Here is a 15,796-nt window from a genome sequence, read left to right on the forward strand (position 1 = left end):
TCCTCTATCCATATAAGTTACATTTTGTCAAGATAATTTAGATGCGTTTCCCCTGTCCAACTATCCCTGAACTTATTAACTTACAAAATCGCAATGGTAAAGCTATTCCTTATCAGGTTCGTCAATTTTTGATTTTGATTGAAGAATATGCACTCACTTTGGAGAATGAGCAATGAAGCAGTATCACATTAATATTTTCTACAGTAAAGAAGATGAAGGTTATATTGCTGATATTCCTGATTTAAAATATTGTTCAGGATTTGGTTTAACAGAAGAAGAAGCACTGCAAGAAGTTTTGAAAGCTAAAGCTGCTTGGTTAGAAGCTGCGGAAATAGAAGGTAAACCAATTCCAGAAGCAAGATATAAACCTGTAATTTATCAGATAGCTTCATAACTTTATAATTTAGTGGATTTGCACGGGTTAGATTTTTAATTCATTATTAATATGTCAGCAAAAGACTTTTTTCATAATGCAGTCAGATTAGCTTTAAAAAAAGATGGTTGGTTAATTACTGATGATCCTTTATCATTTACAGTAGATGGTCTTGACTTTAGAATTGATTTAGGAGCAGAAAGACTATTAGGAGCAGAAAAAGAAGGTCAAAAAATAGCTGTTGAGGTAAAATCTTTTTTAGGACAATCTGAAGTTACTGAATTTCATACAGCTTTAGGACAAACACTTAATTATCGTACTGTTTTAAGAAAAAAAGAACCCAACCGTATCTTATATTTAGCAATTGGTAATGACATATACAAAGAGTTTTTTCTAATTCCGTTTATTCAAGAAATAATTGCTGAACATAAATTAAAATTATTGATTTTTGAAATTATTAAACAGGAGATTGTTTTATGGAAAGAATGAATTATCCTGAATTAGTAAAAACCGTGTTAGCAAGACATACCGAAAATCATAGATCAGAAGGAACAGAAAAGGAGTTAATTTTTGATAGTGAAAGAAATAGTTATTTAGTAGTTCATGTAGGATGGCAGAATAACGAAAGGGCTTATGGTACAGTTATTCATGTAGATATTAGAGATGAAAAAATCTGGATTCAGCGAGATTTAACTGAAGAAGGTGTAGCTAGTGAACTGGTAGAATTAGGAGTACCAAAAACCGATATAGTTTTAGGTTTTAAATCTCCTTTTGTGAGGGAATTTACTGGTTTTGCAGTGGGTTAGATTTTTGTAAATTGATAGCAAGAAGTTCTCAAAGCTAAAGCTGCTTGGTTAGAAGCTGCAAAAATAGCAGGTAAACCCATTCCCGAAGCAAGATATAAACCTATAATTTATCAGATAGCTTCATAACTCTTTGCGCGAAATAAAAAATATTCATCTACAACGAATAAATTCTGCTTCTGGTAAATTAGCAAATGCTTCTCCTACATTCACATAAGGTAATAATCCAAATAATTCAAAATTAGGACTATGAGTAGGTAACGGTAAATCAATACTACCAATATCTTTTCTACAACCAATAAAAAACAATCTCTTTCTTAATTGAGGAGTCCCAAAATCAGCCGCTAAAAGTACACCAGATGAAACATTATAACCTAAATCAATCATATTCTTCCAAATTTCTTGGTATAGCTTTCCACCTCCTAAACCCTTCAAATTAGAAACATTTTCCATCACGAAAAAAGCAGGTTGTAAACATTCAATAAACCTTAAAAACTCATAAATCATACCACCATTTTTATCTTGCAAACCTCTTTGTTTACCAGCTTGACTAAACGCCTGACAAGGAGGACCTCCAAATATAATATCAGGTTTATTAATTTCAGCAGAAACATTTTGCCAAAAACTTAACGGATCTGTAATCTGAGAAATATCTTCTTCTATAACTTGAATGCGATCGCCAAAATAACCCTTTAAAGTTGCACAAGCATCACCCCAATTATCAACAGCTACCTTAGTTTTTATCTCTACTATATCAGCACCAATATCCATACCCCCCGCACCACTAAATAAACTCAGTGCATTCAAAGAACGATTTTCAAATCCCAATAAATTAGCTTGTTTAACTAATTGTTGAAATACAGCTTTAGCAAGTGGAACTGGAACAGCATTACCAACCTGAAGCTGACTACTTGTTAAAGTTCCCTGCAACTGTAAATCATCAGGTAATCCTTGTAAACGAGCCGCTTCACGTACAGTAATAAATCTATCTTGATAGGGATGGACAAACTTATTAAAAATATAACCTGTAACCGTTAATGAAGGTTTATCAGGATCAAGACGAATCATTCTTAAATTTGGTCCACCTTGTCGGTTAGGATCATGTTTTACATAGAATTTAAAACTTTCGTGCCAAAGTTCTTCAGGTAAATCTTGCATTTTTTGCCCTATTTTCAGAGCATTAATTCTTTTTTGGACATCCTCCCCTACTCGTCTAGCAATGTGATTTGAAATCACTTCTAAGGAAATATTAAAATCTAAACTTTTGGTTAATCCATTCATCTCTTATATGACTTTCTGTAAAGGTTATTATACCATCAAAGAGATTAAAAATTTCTTTTTCTGGTGGTAAATCGGCGACGGTTTTTGCTTGTCTTGTTTCATCTATTGTCCATACAATATCTTGAAGTTCAAGCAAATAATCATTATAGTGACGTACAGCATGAATATTAGAGAGTAGAGCCGTCTTTACTGTTATTTTACTATGCTTTGGCTTTTCCGAAGCGGCAATTTTTAAAACTTGATAAATTCCTTTTTTAATATCATCAGTTCTATCCATCCCCACACTAGATTTACTATCAGAAATAGATTCGTACCCTTCACCACTTTTTCTTTGAGGCCAATTTACAGGTCTAGGAATAGGTTGTCCACAAGCATTAGTTAACCAATAAATAGATTCTGGTAAATCGCCCTTAACCCTAGCAGCTTTATTATATGTAGAATAAGCAATACTCCAAAACTGGAAATAACGAGAGAAAAGTTGCTTATCTTTATGAAAAGATGCTCCCATTTTCTCATATATCCATACTGAGGAATTATTATTTCCTCTAATTCCTAAATTTATAAGTTCATATTTATATACCTGATCTTCCAATTGAGGAAGAATAATATGCAAATTAGATGAACTAAGAAAAGAATTATCTGTAGACGAATGTGAACGAGATAATAATTCACCTTCCTCTCCCAATTCAGTTTGTATTTCAACAGGTACTGCTAACGGTAAAGTAGTAAGTGGAGCAGCCTTAACTTCTGACAGTAACACTATATTCTCTTTTTCATCATAAATTATGACATCAATAGGTTCAATACCATGATAGATTTTTAAATCTTGGGAATTGATTTTAAATAATAGCTTTAAAAATACACATAATAACCGACTTGTTGTTTTACCAATTGTTCCAGATGGAGGCTTATTTGCATGATAAAAAGAAAACCTTCCTTGCAAAATACATCTTGGACAAGTATTAGTATACGGATAAATTAAAAGAGAAGAATTATCATTTGGACAGTAAAGCCATCCTTTATTAGCGAGTTTTCCATAGTATTCAGCAGCTACAATTAAATCAAATGCAGCCGCTAGTGATATTCCAGGTGCAGTAGAAGTTCGTTTTGCATTATCAAGAGCTTGCTGAATAAGAATTGTTGCTAACACTTCTTCATGGGGATAGACTTCTAGAGGTTTAACTCTTGTTAAAAGGCTGGCTATTTCATCAACCTTAACAGATTCATTCTGATTATTTTGCATTGGTATTCAAATAAACAATTTGCTAATTATATAGGCTCTTCGGTACTTGTTATGCTAAACTATTAGCTATACTCACTAAATAATCTTAAAATATGCATCAATAAATGACTAAAAGTCTTGTAGGGGTTGACATATAAATAGCATTCATTATTAACTATAAATACAATCCAAATTATTTTTAGATAAACTTAAAGTTATGACTGGCAAAAGAGGTATTAAAATTCTAACAGAGATTCTGGATTTAAGCGGTGTAAAAGTTCTATCACATCGCCTTCACACCGGAATTGGAATGATTTTACAAATTGAACAAGAAAAGTCGTTTGCTATCTGCCCTAAATGTGGCACAACCAGCCATAAATTACATCAAAATCATAGACATATTATTAAAGACCTCCCCTTTGGAGAAAAAGAAATATTTTTAGAAATTAATCGCCGACAGTTTAAATGTGAACAATGTAAAAAACCGTTTAGTGAAGATTTAGATTTTGTAAAAAAGAAAAGAACTTTTACAAACCGTCTGGCACATAAAACAATACAAGAAGTTTTAGAGAATGATATTCATAGTGTAGCAGCAAAAGGTATAGTAACAAAAGATGAAATAGAAAGAATGTTAAAAGACGCATCATCAGAATTACCAAACTTAAAACCTATAAATCTGAAAAGGCTGGGAATTGATGAAATAGCTGTGAAGAAAGGACATGGGAATTATTGTGCAGTATTAGTAGATTTAGATCAGAGCAAACTAATTGCAATTTTAAGCGGACGAACACAAGAAATAATCCGGGAAACCCTTATGGAATGGGGAACAGAGATTTTAGAAAATATAGAAGAAGTCAGTATAGATTTATGGAGTGGCTATAAAACTTTGGTAACAGAATTAATGCCAAATGCTCAGGTAGTAGCCGATAGATTTCACGTAATGACACAGATCAATAAAGAATTAGATACACAAAGAAAAAGAGAAAAACGAAAAGTAGAAGATTTAATTAAAAAAGCAAATACAACAAACAAATCTAAATATGAAGAAATATTAGCTGGATTAAAAAATAGTAAATATCCCTTACTTAAGAATGAAGATAAGTTAACCCAAGAGCAATTAGAGAAACTGATTCAAGTTAAAAATGTCTCTCCTATTTTGAAGAAAATGCACGAATTCAAAGAAAAGATTAGGAAAATTTTCAATACTACACAGGATTGGTATACGGGAGTTTTTAAACTAGGTATGTGGTTGTCGAGAGCTAAAAAATACTTCCCAAATAGCAACAATACTATTATTCGTTGGTATCAGGAAATTATAGCCTACTTTGATAATAGGACAACCAGTGGTACTGTGGAAGGAATTAATAACAAGCTTAAACTAATAAAACGATCGGGATATGGATTTAAAAACTTTGAAAATTTCCGAATTAGATGCTTATTAAATTGGCATTATGTTTAATAGTTTAGCATAACAAGTACCGAAGAGCCATTATATAATGGATATTCATGTTTTTACCTTCCTGAGTACTATTCCATCACTCTCATTGTTAAAAGTGGAACAAAAGCTTTATAGGTGCTTCTCCAGTCACCGACCTAGAAAATGCTTTAGGGCAATATATCTTAATATTACGACATTCTCACACGCTTAGAACGTGAACGCCGCTTATATCTTACTATTCGTCAAGAAACCTACTCAGAACTATTTCAAGAACCAGTTGGTAAAATATTATTAGAAAATCAACGCCTTTGTTTACTTGTCTTCGACTCCAAACAAGAGATTATACTGCAATGGATACTTTAGATAAATATCGCCAAATCATTCAAAAAATATTAACCGAATATTCCCAACTTCCCTACGCTTACGGTGAACTAGAAAGACAACTAATAATAGACCAAACCGCCAACCATTACCTACTACTAACACTCTTGCTGGAAAAATAATCAACAAGTGCATGGTTGCTTAGTTCATATTGACATAATCAACGATAAAATCTGGATTCAAAGAGACGGAACAGAATACGGTATAGCCAACGAACTTGTTAACGCTGGTATTCCTAAAAATCAAATAGTTTTAGCCTTCCAACCAGCCGATATCAGACAATATACAGAATTTGCAGTTGCTTAAAACCTTGCAATTCTTCCTTTGCGTCTTTGCGCCTTTGCGTGAGATAAAAACCCCAAAAATACTCATCATTAATCATTAGGAGGATGCCAACTTAAACTAATCCAAATAGCCCTAGCTTGGACAACATCTTCATTATTTAATCGTAAAGCTAAAACCGTACCTCTGCCAATAGCAGTTATCCCAATAATATGAGTACCACCATTTGCCCATTGAAAATGATCTAACCATCCTTGTTGACGAGGATTAAACAAAAATACAGATTCATTCGTTACAGGATCATTAGCTGTTATTTTCGCTCCTTTAAACTCATTACAACGATAACAACAAGCAGCTAAATTTTCTCGTTCATCATTTCCTCCCAATGAACTAGGTAAAATATGATCCATAACCAAAGGCATACCTATTAAACGGCTAGATGTGCGACAATATTCACATCTATAACCAGCCTCATTAATAACTTGTTGACGAAGAGATTTAGAAATAGATGACACTGGTATTATACTAATTGCTCAAAATCTGGAAGAGAAAACCCTTGCCACTTTAAAAGTGCATAGGCATAAGCTTTTTTTAACATTAAATAATCAGCACTCACCCGCAACGATTTCAACAATAACCTATCAGATTCACTTAATTGATTATTTTGATTTTTTTCTAATAGTTGAAAATGTAATTCTTGCTGACTTTCTGGAATTTGACTTTGAGCAATAGTTAATAATTCCTCAATCGTTAATTCTTGCATAGCGATTAATTCCCCTTGTAATTCCAGAGGTGCATAATCAACCGCAGGAGGAGCATTAATTTGAGTAGGCATAGGTTTTTATAGAATTTGTTTGTTGTTATTATAACTTATTTTTTAAAGGCTGCTGCTAACTCAGGAATAATAATAGATATAGAACTTTACAAAAACCTTTGTATCGGGTTTCATTTGTCCTTTGATAGAAATAAAAATATTCAACCCAAAGTTAAAATACCTTCAGAAAAATCCACCACCAAACGCAACAACTTCAACCACTCAGAACCCAATAGAATTTCATTAATGCCTTTGCCTACATTCACAGGAATTTGATACTGCTTTCCGTCTAATATCACTTGACCTAAATAAATTTGAAATTTTGATTCACCTTTAGCAGTCCGTAACATTTCCTCCCCACTATACACCCATTCTAATCCATCTAAATCTTGTGTATTAATAGCCATAAAACCTGCAAAACCAGTATCAAATAGGGCATCTACAGCAAGATTTAAGCCATCATTAGTAACTAATTCAATCTCAAAAAACAATTGCCCATTTTCTCCAAAATAACCCTCTATCATATCGTGCCAGTTGTTCCCGTTTCATTCAAACAAAAAACGAAGTGTCTAGCTTGAGGATATTTTTCCAACATTCTTTTATGAGATTGCATCCTATCCTGATCAATTAAATATTCTCCACTATTTGGTTCTATGGCAATATACCAACCATAATGACTTTCAATATATTCAGAACGGACACGATCAAAAATTGCCCGACAACGCTGATAAAATATTTCATCTTCTGCTTCTCGTCTGGCTAATTCTTCTGGTGATATAGTCAATTCAGGAAAAATTCTTCCTCTTCTTACCACTTTTTTTGATGTTATGTAAGTCATATTTTTAACCTCAACTCTAGTTATTATTTTAACTTAAATTGTGCTTAATTGCAACTGTTACCATTATTGGAACATAATTTTCCCTCTTTATTTTCATCATTAAAAGCTGCTGCTAACTCAGGACTAATAATAGCTATAGAACTTTCTTTCCATTCATAAATAATAGCATCAATCAAATCCCAAGCCTGATTAGAAGTATCAGTTAAACGAAAAGCCTCACTCACCTCTTTAATAAAATCTTGCAATTCATCAGCATCAAATACGCTCAACCATCCATAAGGATGCTCATAACCTATTTTTTGTCCTAATAATAACCGAAACGCCACCGATAACACCTCAAAAACAGCCTTACTTTGTGTTACCCCTTTCACTAAATAAGCCACATCTTCACGACGCAACAGCGCAAAAGATTGGTCATTTCTAGTAATAGTAATTGGATGTTCATAAGCTTTGTCTAGAATTCGTCCAGGTTGACGATTCAACTCAGTGGCTGTAATTAGCTCATCTGAGAACGCATTGCTAAAAATTGTAATTGACATGATACCTGCGTTTTCAAGAAACGCTGAGTTAGGCTAAAGATAGTATTACGTACTATTGTACGTAATCCTTATCATTTGTCAATAGGTAACATTACAAAAACCTTTATTTCGGTTTCCATTTTTCCTTTGTACAAAACGAAAATCACAACAATTTCAATAACCAATTGGTAAAATATTATTAGAAAATCAACGCCTTTGTTTACTTGTCTTCGACTCAAAACAAGAGATTATACTGCAATAGATACCTTAGATAAATATCGCCAAATCATTCAAAAAATCTTAACCGAATATTCCCAACTTCCCTACGCTTACGGTGAACTAGAAATACAACTAATCATAGACCAAACCGCCAACCATTACCTACTACTAACACTCTTGCTGGGAAAATAATCAACAAGTGCATGGTTGCTTAGTTCATATTGACATAATCAACGATAAAATCTGGATTCAAAGAGACGGAACAGAATACGGTATAGCCAACGAACTTATTAACGCTGGTATTCCTAAAAATCAAATTGTTTTAGCCTTCCAATCAGCCGATATCAGACAATATACAGAATTTGCAATTGCTTAAAACCTTGAAATTCTTCCTTTGCGCCTTTGCGTGAGAAAAAATATTCATAACTTTTTGATATACTAGAAACATTTCTAATTGGTTGTGCAAAATTACCGATTCATTTACAAAATAATATTCGTGATTTAAACAATGATGTCTATTTAAGTTGTGTTTCTGTGTAGGAAGCAACTGTGAAATATCAATTAGGTAAATTACCCTTACCAGCATCACCTGAAATATACCTTCCTAAACAGTCTCAATCTTGACGAATAAACTATTGCTTAACTCGTAAATCTGCCATTATTACATCGTGATCCTTTTGATAGAATTTTAATTTATTTTAGGTTTGGTAACGGCGCGGCGTATAAACCCAATTAGTATTATTACTTTGTATTTGCCGAGTTTGAGAAGAACCAACAATAATTAGGGTTCGCATATCAGCATCTGTGGGTTCTAACTGTTCAAGGGTAATCACTTTCACCGCTTGTCCAGGTCTACCTAAATTTCGCCCTAATACTACCGGGGTATCTGGCTTTCTGTACTGCAACAAAATGTTTTTAGCTGCTGTTAATTGCCAAGTCCGTTCTTTAGAAACAGGATTATAAAAGGCGATCGCAAAATCACCTTGGGCTGCTGCGGCAATACGTTGGGTGATGATTTCCCAAGGTTTCAAAATGTCAGATAGGGAAATAACACAGAAGTCATGTCCTAATGGTGCGCCAATGGCTGCTGCGGTGGCTTGCATGGCGGAGATTCCAGGGGCAACTTGAATATCAATATTTTGCCATTCTGGTTTGTTGTAGTGGTCTAGGACTTCAAATACGGCTGTGGCCATTGCATAAATACCAGGGTCGCCGGAAGAAACTACTACTACATATCTTCCCTCTGCGGCCAAGTCTAGCGCCATTTTCGCCCGTGTTTCTTCTTCCCGGTTGTCGGACTCATGAATATGTTTACCATCTGCTAGAGAACCGATTAAATTTATGTAGGTTTTATAACCGACTAAATCAGTTGCAGCATTAAGTATTTCTTTAACTTCGGGAGACATCCATTTTGATGCACCGGGTCCAGTACCAATTATGGCTAATTTTCCGCGTTGTTTTTGATTGGTTTCGGGGTCAATAGTAATCTTGTCCAGTTTATAAACTAAACAGTTGGGTTGAGGAGTCCCCAAATCTTCGGTTATCTGAATTGTTAACTCTCCATTGGGGTCAATTGGTAGTTGACTTTCACTCAACCAAGGGGCTATTCCTTCTAATTTAACTTTTGCCCCTGCGAGTAGATCAGCAATAAATTTTTTGGCATCTTCTGGGTTAGCTAAATGATATCCAGCAGGAGGAGATAACAAAGCTGTGCGAAAACGCAAATCTCCAGTGGTTGTAATTGCTGCTTGCACATTTAAAGCTGCGGCAATTTGACGTGCTAAATCATTGACTCCACTCAGTCCACCTAAAAGCGGTACTACAGCACTACCATCTTCAGCTACGGCTAATACTGGCGGTTCTTGTCCTTTATTAGTCAGTAGAGGTGCAAGAGTTCTGATTAGAATACCAGCTGCACAAATGCCAATTAAAGGTGTCCCAGCAGCGAATAATTCCCGCAATGTTTCGCCAAAATTTGTAAAACTCACATCGACATCTGAGGTACGATGGGCTAACCCGTATAATTTAGCTCCTGGCAAAACACTGATGATTTGCCGTCCTAATGCCACACTATTTTGACCCAGTACCACGATGGCAGGTGCAACCCTTGTTTTCATAGTTTCTGTTTGGTCGGGATGACGATCATTGAGAAATAAGGGACTTCTTCTGGGTTAACTTCATCTAGGGGGATAATTCGCTGCTGGGTTGTTGTTGCCCGTTCAATATATTTTGCCCGTGATGCCATGCCTAATTGATGCAGGATATCCCTTATTTTTGTAAAATGGCGACCGAGTTTCATGATTGCGGCCGCATCTGTGGTTAATAGATGTGATATGAGCATTTCTGTAGGCAGTGTTGCGGGTAAAACTGTCAGGACATCATTGTAGTAGGTGAAGGGAACGCCCAAGGACACTGGGCAGGCCATGAGTGAAGATATACCAGGGACAACTTCCGTTGGGTACTGGTTAGATAAACGTGTGAAGATATACATAAATGAACCGTAGAAAAACGGATCACCTTCACACAAGACAACGACATCACGACCTGCTGCCAGATGTGCGGCAATGGGTTCAACTTCTTGGTCGTAAATGGATTTGGCTTTTTCGGGTTCTAAGGCACGGGGGAGATGATATGATACCTCGATTTGATTGCCGGGTAAATATGGCGACACTATTTTTCTGGCGATACTTTCTTTGTCTATTGCTGATTGATAGGCAATAACAGGGGCAGATTGTAATAAGCGCAGGGCTTTTAGTGTCAATAGTTCTGGATCTCCTGGGCCGACACCAATTCCATAGAGACGACCTCCACTGTTCATTGTTATTCTTCCTCTGTTGCTAAGGCATTAATGGCAGCAGCTGCGATCGCACTTCCGCCCCTCCTTCCATGTAAAGTTAAAAATGGGACATTCCGACTATTCGCTGCTAAAGCTGCTTTTGATTCTGCTGCACCAACAAAACCAACGGGAAAGCCCAATATTAATGCTGGACGTGGCACACGTTCATCTAGCATTTCCAATATCCTAAATAAGGCTGTAGGTGCATTACCAATTGCGACTATTGCCCCGTCTAAATGGAAACGCCATAATTCTAAAGCTGCCGCTGACCGCGTATTTCGCAACCGTTTCGCTATTTCTGGCACTTCTGGATCATTTAGGGTGCAGATAACTTGATTATTGGTAGGTAATCTTTTTCTTGTTACACCTTCAGCTACCATACGACAATCACACAAAATTGGTGCGCCTGACGCTAAGGCTTTTCTGCCTGACTCCACTGCCCTTGGTGAATATCCCAAGTCGCTCACAATATCCGTCATTCCACAGGCATGAATCATTCGTACTGCAACTTTAGCGACATCTGGTGGTAGGATATCTAAATTGGCTTCTGCCCGGATAATCGCAAAAGAATTACGGTATATTTCGTCAGCATCGCGTATATAGTTAGACATGGGATTTGAGCTTTGGGATTGATTTAACTGTGAATAATCGTTGTAGTTGGGATGTGTCATAACGGTAAACAAATTCCTTGAAGGACTCATTAAGGTTTAAGCGTTGATTTTTATACACACACAACATTTTGGCAATGATGTTCGGTAATTCGGCAAAAGTCACATATTCATAGAGTTGATAACCAAATTTTTGTAAATTACCATCACCAATATAGAGTTGATAACCCTCCATAGTTTCATTTTCTGACTGAATGCGGACTCCTAACAAGGTAATATCAGCTTGTTGGTGTTGAGCGCAAGATTTAACACAACCACTAAAGTGAATATTGATTGGATGCTCTAGAGTAATATGATTTTCTAGATAATCTGCTAATTCCAAAGCGTGGTCTTTGGTTTCGGTAGCTGAAGCAGCGCAACCGCGTTTACCAGAACAAGCAACTAATGAAGTTTTGAAGTTAGTTGATGAGATATTTAATCCTAAGCGGGCAATCTCTGTCTCAACTTCAGCAACTTGTTTTTGGGGTATATCGGTGACAAGTAAATTTTGCCAAGGAGTTAGCCTGAGATTACCATTACCATATTTTGCTGCCAAATCAGCTAAATGACTCATTTGCCGAGTTTCCAACCTTCCTAGTGGTAACACTACACCGATATAAAATAATCCTGCTTGTTTTTGGGGATGAATACCAATTGAGTCTGCCGGAACAGTTATCATATCTATTTGGGCTGGTAATTGGTAATTGGTAATTGGTAATTGGGAAAAGTAATTAGGAACTAGGGTTTGGAAAGCTAAACGCAGATAATTTTCTACACCTAAATCATTGATAACTTCTCGCAAACGTCGCTTGCGTTGACTCGTTACGCCTATGTGATCTAGATAAACATCAGCTAAAACTGCTAAAGCTGGTAAACATTCATCTGGTTTTAACAAAATTCCTGTATTTTTCGGTGCTTTTCCCTTTTCTCCAAAATTCAGATAAAGCTGGAAGTAAACATTGCCATTTTCTGAGACAGCTGCAAAGGTGATATCGTTAACACAATTCTGCACCGAAACCTTGCCACCACCATCAAAGCCAACGCTAAATTTGGCAGATAGTCCTGCAAGATGGGAATGTGTTGTAATATATTCGTCCCAAGCTTTAACTAAGGGGAGGGTATCTATTAATTCTTGAGGATCAATACCCGCAGTGGGGCTAGTCATGATGTTGCGGATATGGTCTACAGTGGGGGTGGCAGAACCTAAACCCAATTCCTGTAAACGCTGAAGAATTTCAATATTTATCCCAGTTTTAATTTCCCGAATTTGCAAATTAGCACGATTAGTAACATCAACATAGCCCCCACCACAATTATCGGCTATGTTTGCAATAAATTGACACTGTTCACTATTAAGAATCCCACCTGGTATTCTCATGCGAGACAAGATGCCATCTTGGGCAGGTATATTGTAAAACAACCCTGGACAAGCAGTAGACGCGGTTAACAAAATGAGAACTCCTTCCCCGTGCAACGCAGAGACAGAGTAGGGGTGGGGGTATCCCTCCCTTACATCCAATAACATTCATAGAGTTAGCATTCTGACTTGGAAAATAAAAAGTAAAAGGAAGAATGGAATTCTTTTGCTTTTTGCCTTTTACTCTTTGCCTTTTCTTTACAGCTGCGGCACAGTCCCGGAATTTAACCGGAGTTTCCCAACTCTAAGATTTAGCAGTTTAGCACGAGGAGGTATTTATGCGATCGCTTTGAATCAATAGCAGCGAAATAGATAAATTTCAAATTTATCCTTCAGACTTTGCACAGGGGATATTTCGTCACTTTACATCTTCGTCCTCGTCATAGGTTAAACCAATCTGCTGAAACTGTGATATTGCTATAGGGCGTGTAGCGGTATTACCAATGAAAAATTATGAATAAGTGGCTATCAATAGTCGGAATCGGCGAAGATGGTTTAGAGGGATTAAGTGCGATCGCTCGTTCTCTTCTCAATCAAGCTACAATTATTGTCGGTGGGGAACGTCATCTGGCTATGTTACCCCCAGAAGACCAACGCGAAAAAATCCTCTGGAAATCTCCTTTTAGCACTTCTATCACAGAAATTATTCAACGGCGTGGTCAAGCAATTTGCGTGTTAGCTAGTGGCGACCCGATGTGTTACGGTGTGGGTGCAACTCTGATAAAGCATATTCCTATTTCTGAAATTACTATTATTCCCGCACCTTCGGCTTTTAGTCTTGCTTGTTCGAGATTAGGATGGTCTTTAACGGAAGTAGAAACTTTGAGTTTATGTGGTCGTCCTGCTTCTCTGTTGCCATCTTACATCTATCCTGGTGCGAAATTATTGATTTTGAGTGCGGGGGAGGAAACACCAGGAATTGTGGCTGAACTATTGACAAATAGAGGTTATGGTGGTAGTAAAATTACCGTTTTAGAAAGAATGGGCGGTATTCATGAACGTATTTTAGAAGGTATTGCTGCATCTTGGCAAGAAACGGAAATTGCAGCTTTAAATACTATTGCAGTTGATTGTATCGCAGATGTGGGGGTAATGCCTTTATCGAGATTTCCTGGTTTACCCGATAGTGCGTTTCATCATGATGGACAATTGACTAAACGGGAAGTTAGAGCAGTGACTTTATCAACCTTAGCACCTTTACCTGGTGAGTTGCTTTGGGATGTGGGTGCGGGTTGTGGCTCAATTTCGATAGAATGGATGCGGAGTAATTCTCGATGTCGGGCGATCGCTATTGAGCAAAACGAAACTAGAATAAATTATATAGCTGATAATGCTACCGCTTTAGGTACACCGAATTTACAAATCATCACCGGGAAAGCACCGGAAGTTATTCAAAACTTACCCAGACCAGACGCAATTTTTATTGGTGGTGGAGTCACCGCACCAGGACTTTTTGATATTTGTTGGAATGCATTGCGTCCTGGAGGGAGAATGGTTGCTAATGTTGTCACTTTAGAAGGTGAACAAACCTTATTTGAATGGTATGCAAAAGTGGGAGGAAATTTCACCCGCATTTCTATTCAACGTGCAGAACCTATTGGTAAATTTCTAGGTTGGAAAGGAATGTCTCAAGTTACGCAATGGGTAGGATATAAGTTATGAAAATCCTGATTAATTAAACGCAGATAAACGCAGGTAAACGCAGATGAAATCAGCCAATCGGATAATTACCAGGATTAACTGCATGAATAAATTCACTACCTGAATGTGGTCTTCCTCGTTTATAAGCAGCTTCTTCTGGTTGACCCCAACCCATTTGTAAAATTACTTCTAAAAAGTTCGTGTTTTCCCATTTTAACAAACTTGCCCATTCTGTTCTTTGAGCAATTCTTTTTACATCTAATATATTAATTTTTTCGTGTAGTTTTCCATTACTCACACTCAAATATAGCTCCATTTGTGCTGTAACTACATCCCAAAATTCCAAAATAGAATTTTTTGCATTTTTCAATATTTCTAAATCATGATCTAATGCGATTAACTGCGCGTCAACTTCTGGATAATTCAGGGTTTTTCCCTTGATTGTCAAATCTTTCCAAACAATTCCAGAAACTTGATTTTCTCGTTGATATTCATGAATAGAAGCTTTAAAATCTTGATAGGCCGTAAACTTTTGCAGCCCTTCGGTTGTGATAAACTGGTCTAGAACAGGATTGCCAGAGGCTGTCACCTCCAACTTGAGACGCTCTCCTTTTAGACAAGCTTGGCGTTCATTTGCTAAAATTTGGATGAGTTCCTGGGTAGTATAAACTTTTGACATCGGAACAAACCTAATTGGTAATTGGTAATTGGTAATTGGTAATTGGTAATTGGTAATTGGTGGTAAAAAACTCTGAAATCCTAAAAATCCGTGATAGTAGTTGGTGCGGCTTGATTTAACTATTATGTCTTCACAGCAATAGAAATGCAGTATCAGGTAAAACTAAAAATCTCGAACTCAATTTGAGAAGTTATGAATATAGTAAATAAGCCCGCTGGTGCGGACTTCTGGGTAAATTAAGTGTAAGCATTCAGGATAGAGAATACAGGAGTCAGGAGAATAAAGGCTTTTGAGTCAACTTTGATGATTGTGAGAAAATATCACTTGTCTCCATTCCTGATTTCATAAGGATTCTATACTAAAAACGGGTTAAAAGTGTCATTCTGTAGCTTGCTTCCCGTAGGGTA

General features: G+C 36.5%; 21 protein-coding genes, 1 pseudogene and 1 riboswitch. Of the genes and pseudogenes, 10 read left to right on the forward strand and 12 right to left on the reverse strand.

Annotated elements, in window-relative coordinates; translation table 11 throughout:
• The first annotated feature begins 41 nt into the window (after positions 1–41).
• Genes VB713_RS27080 through VB713_RS27095 form a run of 4 tightly spaced genes read left to right on the forward strand, consistent with a single transcriptional unit; the run spans position 42 to position 1,179 of the window.
• Positions 42–176: a hypothetical protein gene (locus VB713_RS27080; RefSeq protein WP_323314584.1), complete on the forward strand. Its 135-nt coding sequence runs from the start codon at positions 42–44 to the stop codon at positions 174–176.
• Complete coding sequence (locus tag VB713_RS27085; protein WP_168539219.1) at positions 173–394, forward strand: type II toxin-antitoxin system HicB family antitoxin; 222 nt, start codon at positions 173–175, stop codon at positions 392–394. Before VB713_RS27080 ends, VB713_RS27085 begins: the two co-directional genes overlap by 4 nt.
• Before the next feature lie 51 nt (positions 395–445).
• Positions 446–862: a XisH family protein gene (locus tag VB713_RS27090; protein ID WP_323314585.1), complete on the forward strand. Its 417-nt coding sequence runs from the start codon at positions 446–448 to the stop codon at positions 860–862.
• Positions 850–1,179 carry a XisI protein gene (locus VB713_RS27095; RefSeq protein ID WP_323314586.1) on the forward strand — a complete coding sequence of 110 codons (330 nt, stop codon included), beginning with the start codon at positions 850–852 and terminating at the stop codon, positions 1,177–1,179. The genes VB713_RS27090 and VB713_RS27095 overlap by 13 nt, the downstream gene beginning before the upstream one ends.
• Positions 1,180–1,329: 150 nt before the next feature.
• On the opposite strand, the gene dcm is transcribed toward VB713_RS27095, so the two are convergent.
• On the reverse strand, positions 1,330–2,457 hold the full coding sequence (gene dcm, locus VB713_RS27100) for a DNA (cytosine-5-)-methyltransferase (protein ID WP_323314587.1): 1,128 nt from the start codon (positions 2,455–2,457) through the stop codon (positions 1,330–1,332).
• On the reverse strand, positions 2,426–3,700 hold the full coding sequence (locus tag VB713_RS27105; RefSeq protein WP_323314588.1) for a hypothetical protein: 1,275 nt from the start codon (positions 3,698–3,700) through the stop codon (positions 2,426–2,428). The genes dcm and VB713_RS27105 overlap by 32 nt, the downstream gene beginning before the upstream one ends.
• Positions 3,701–3,896: 196 nt before the next feature.
• Between VB713_RS27105 and VB713_RS27110 the strand changes: the two genes are divergently transcribed.
• The 3 genes and pseudogenes from VB713_RS27110 to VB713_RS27115 all read left to right on the forward strand — a co-directional run bounded on the left by VB713_RS27110 (position 3,897) and on the right by VB713_RS27115 (position 5,804).
• A complete protein-coding gene (locus VB713_RS27110) occupies positions 3,897–5,138 on the forward strand; it encodes an ISL3 family transposase (RefSeq protein ID WP_416242489.1) in 1,242 nt (413 codons plus the stop codon).
• Positions 5,139–5,312: 174 nt separating this feature from the next.
• Complete coding sequence (locus tag VB713_RS28375) at positions 5,313–5,480, forward strand: element excision factor XisH family protein (RefSeq protein WP_416242490.1); 168 nt, start codon at positions 5,313–5,315, stop codon at positions 5,478–5,480.
• Positions 5,468–5,804: pseudogene (locus VB713_RS27115) on the forward strand (XisI protein). The gene VB713_RS28375 and the pseudogene VB713_RS27115 overlap by 13 nt, the downstream one beginning before the upstream one ends.
• 68 nt (positions 5,805–5,872) lie before the next feature.
• Here VB713_RS27115 and VB713_RS27120 read toward each other — a convergent pair.
• From VB713_RS27120 to VB713_RS27140, 5 genes are all read right to left on the reverse strand, one after another.
• Entirely contained in the window at positions 5,873–6,295 is a 423-nt protein-coding gene (locus VB713_RS27120) for an HNH endonuclease (protein WP_323314589.1), read from the reverse strand.
• Positions 6,296–6,300: 5 nt separating this feature from the next.
• Complete coding sequence (locus VB713_RS27125) at positions 6,301–6,615, reverse strand: hypothetical protein (protein WP_323314590.1); 315 nt, start codon at positions 6,613–6,615, stop codon at positions 6,301–6,303.
• Between the two features lie 140 nt (positions 6,616–6,755).
• A complete protein-coding gene (locus VB713_RS27130) occupies positions 6,756–7,118 on the reverse strand; it encodes an aspartyl protease (RefSeq protein ID WP_323314591.1) in 363 nt (120 codons plus the stop codon).
• Positions 7,115–7,432 (reverse strand): hypothetical protein, encoded by a 318-nt coding sequence (locus VB713_RS27135; RefSeq protein ID WP_323314592.1) that lies wholly within the window; start codon positions 7,430–7,432, stop codon positions 7,115–7,117. The genes VB713_RS27130 and VB713_RS27135 overlap by 4 nt, the downstream gene beginning before the upstream one ends.
• A gap of 44 nt (positions 7,433–7,476) precedes the next feature.
• A complete protein-coding gene (locus VB713_RS27140) occupies positions 7,477–7,971 on the reverse strand; it encodes a hypothetical protein (protein ID WP_323314593.1) in 495 nt (164 codons plus the stop codon).
• A gap of 195 nt (positions 7,972–8,166) precedes the next feature.
• On the opposite strand from VB713_RS27140, the gene VB713_RS27145 reads away from it, so the two are divergent.
• On the forward strand, positions 8,167–8,361 hold the full coding sequence (locus VB713_RS27145) for an element excision factor XisI family protein (protein ID WP_323314594.1): 195 nt from the start codon (positions 8,167–8,169) through the stop codon (positions 8,359–8,361).
• Positions 8,362–8,368: 7 nt separating this feature from the next.
• Positions 8,369–8,545: an element excision factor XisI family protein gene (locus tag VB713_RS27150; protein WP_323314595.1), complete on the forward strand. Its 177-nt coding sequence runs from the start codon at positions 8,369–8,371 to the stop codon at positions 8,543–8,545.
• 322 nt (positions 8,546–8,867) lie between these two features.
• Here the strand turns inward: VB713_RS27150 and cobJ are convergent, their stop codons facing one another.
• The 4 genes from cobJ to cobG are packed head-to-tail and all read right to left on the reverse strand — an operon-like array spanning position 8,868 to position 13,102.
• Positions 8,868–10,286, reverse strand: a complete 1,419-nt coding sequence (gene cobJ, locus VB713_RS27155) for a precorrin-3B C(17)-methyltransferase (protein ID WP_323314596.1) — start codon at positions 10,284–10,286, stop codon at positions 8,868–8,870.
• The gene (locus VB713_RS27160) at positions 10,283–10,987 is read right to left on the reverse strand and encodes a precorrin-2 C(20)-methyltransferase (protein ID WP_323314597.1); all 705 of its coding nucleotides are present in this window, start codon (positions 10,985–10,987) and stop codon (positions 10,283–10,285) included. The genes cobJ and VB713_RS27160 overlap by 4 nt, the downstream gene beginning before the upstream one ends.
• Before the next feature lie 2 nt (positions 10,988–10,989).
• Positions 10,990–11,616 (reverse strand): precorrin-8X methylmutase, encoded by a 627-nt coding sequence (locus tag VB713_RS27165; protein WP_323314598.1) that lies wholly within the window; start codon positions 11,614–11,616, stop codon positions 10,990–10,992.
• A complete protein-coding gene (gene cobG / locus VB713_RS27170; RefSeq protein WP_323314599.1) occupies positions 11,609–13,102 on the reverse strand; it encodes a precorrin-3B synthase in 1,494 nt (497 codons plus the stop codon). Before cobG ends, VB713_RS27165 begins: the two co-directional genes overlap by 8 nt.
• Before the next feature lie 63 nt (positions 13,103–13,165).
• Positions 13,166–13,331, reverse strand: a riboswitch (cobalamin riboswitch).
• Between the two features lie 191 nt (positions 13,332–13,522).
• Between cobG and cbiE the strand changes: the two genes are divergently transcribed.
• Positions 13,523–14,731: a precorrin-6y C5,15-methyltransferase (decarboxylating) subunit CbiE gene (cbiE, locus tag VB713_RS27175; protein WP_323314600.1), complete on the forward strand. Its 1,209-nt coding sequence runs from the start codon at positions 13,523–13,525 to the stop codon at positions 14,729–14,731.
• A 49-nt stretch (positions 14,732–14,780) separates the two neighbouring features.
• Here cbiE and VB713_RS27180 read toward each other — a convergent pair whose 3' ends face one another.
• Complete coding sequence (locus tag VB713_RS27180) at positions 14,781–15,389, reverse strand: hypothetical protein (protein WP_323314601.1); 609 nt, start codon at positions 15,387–15,389, stop codon at positions 14,781–14,783.
• Positions 15,390–15,796: the final 407 nt, after the last annotated feature.

This window comes from Anabaena cylindrica UHCC 0172, from assembly GCF_034931625.1.
GTDB lineage: Bacteria > Cyanobacteriota > Cyanobacteriia > Cyanobacteriales > Nostocaceae > Anabaena > Anabaena cylindrica_A.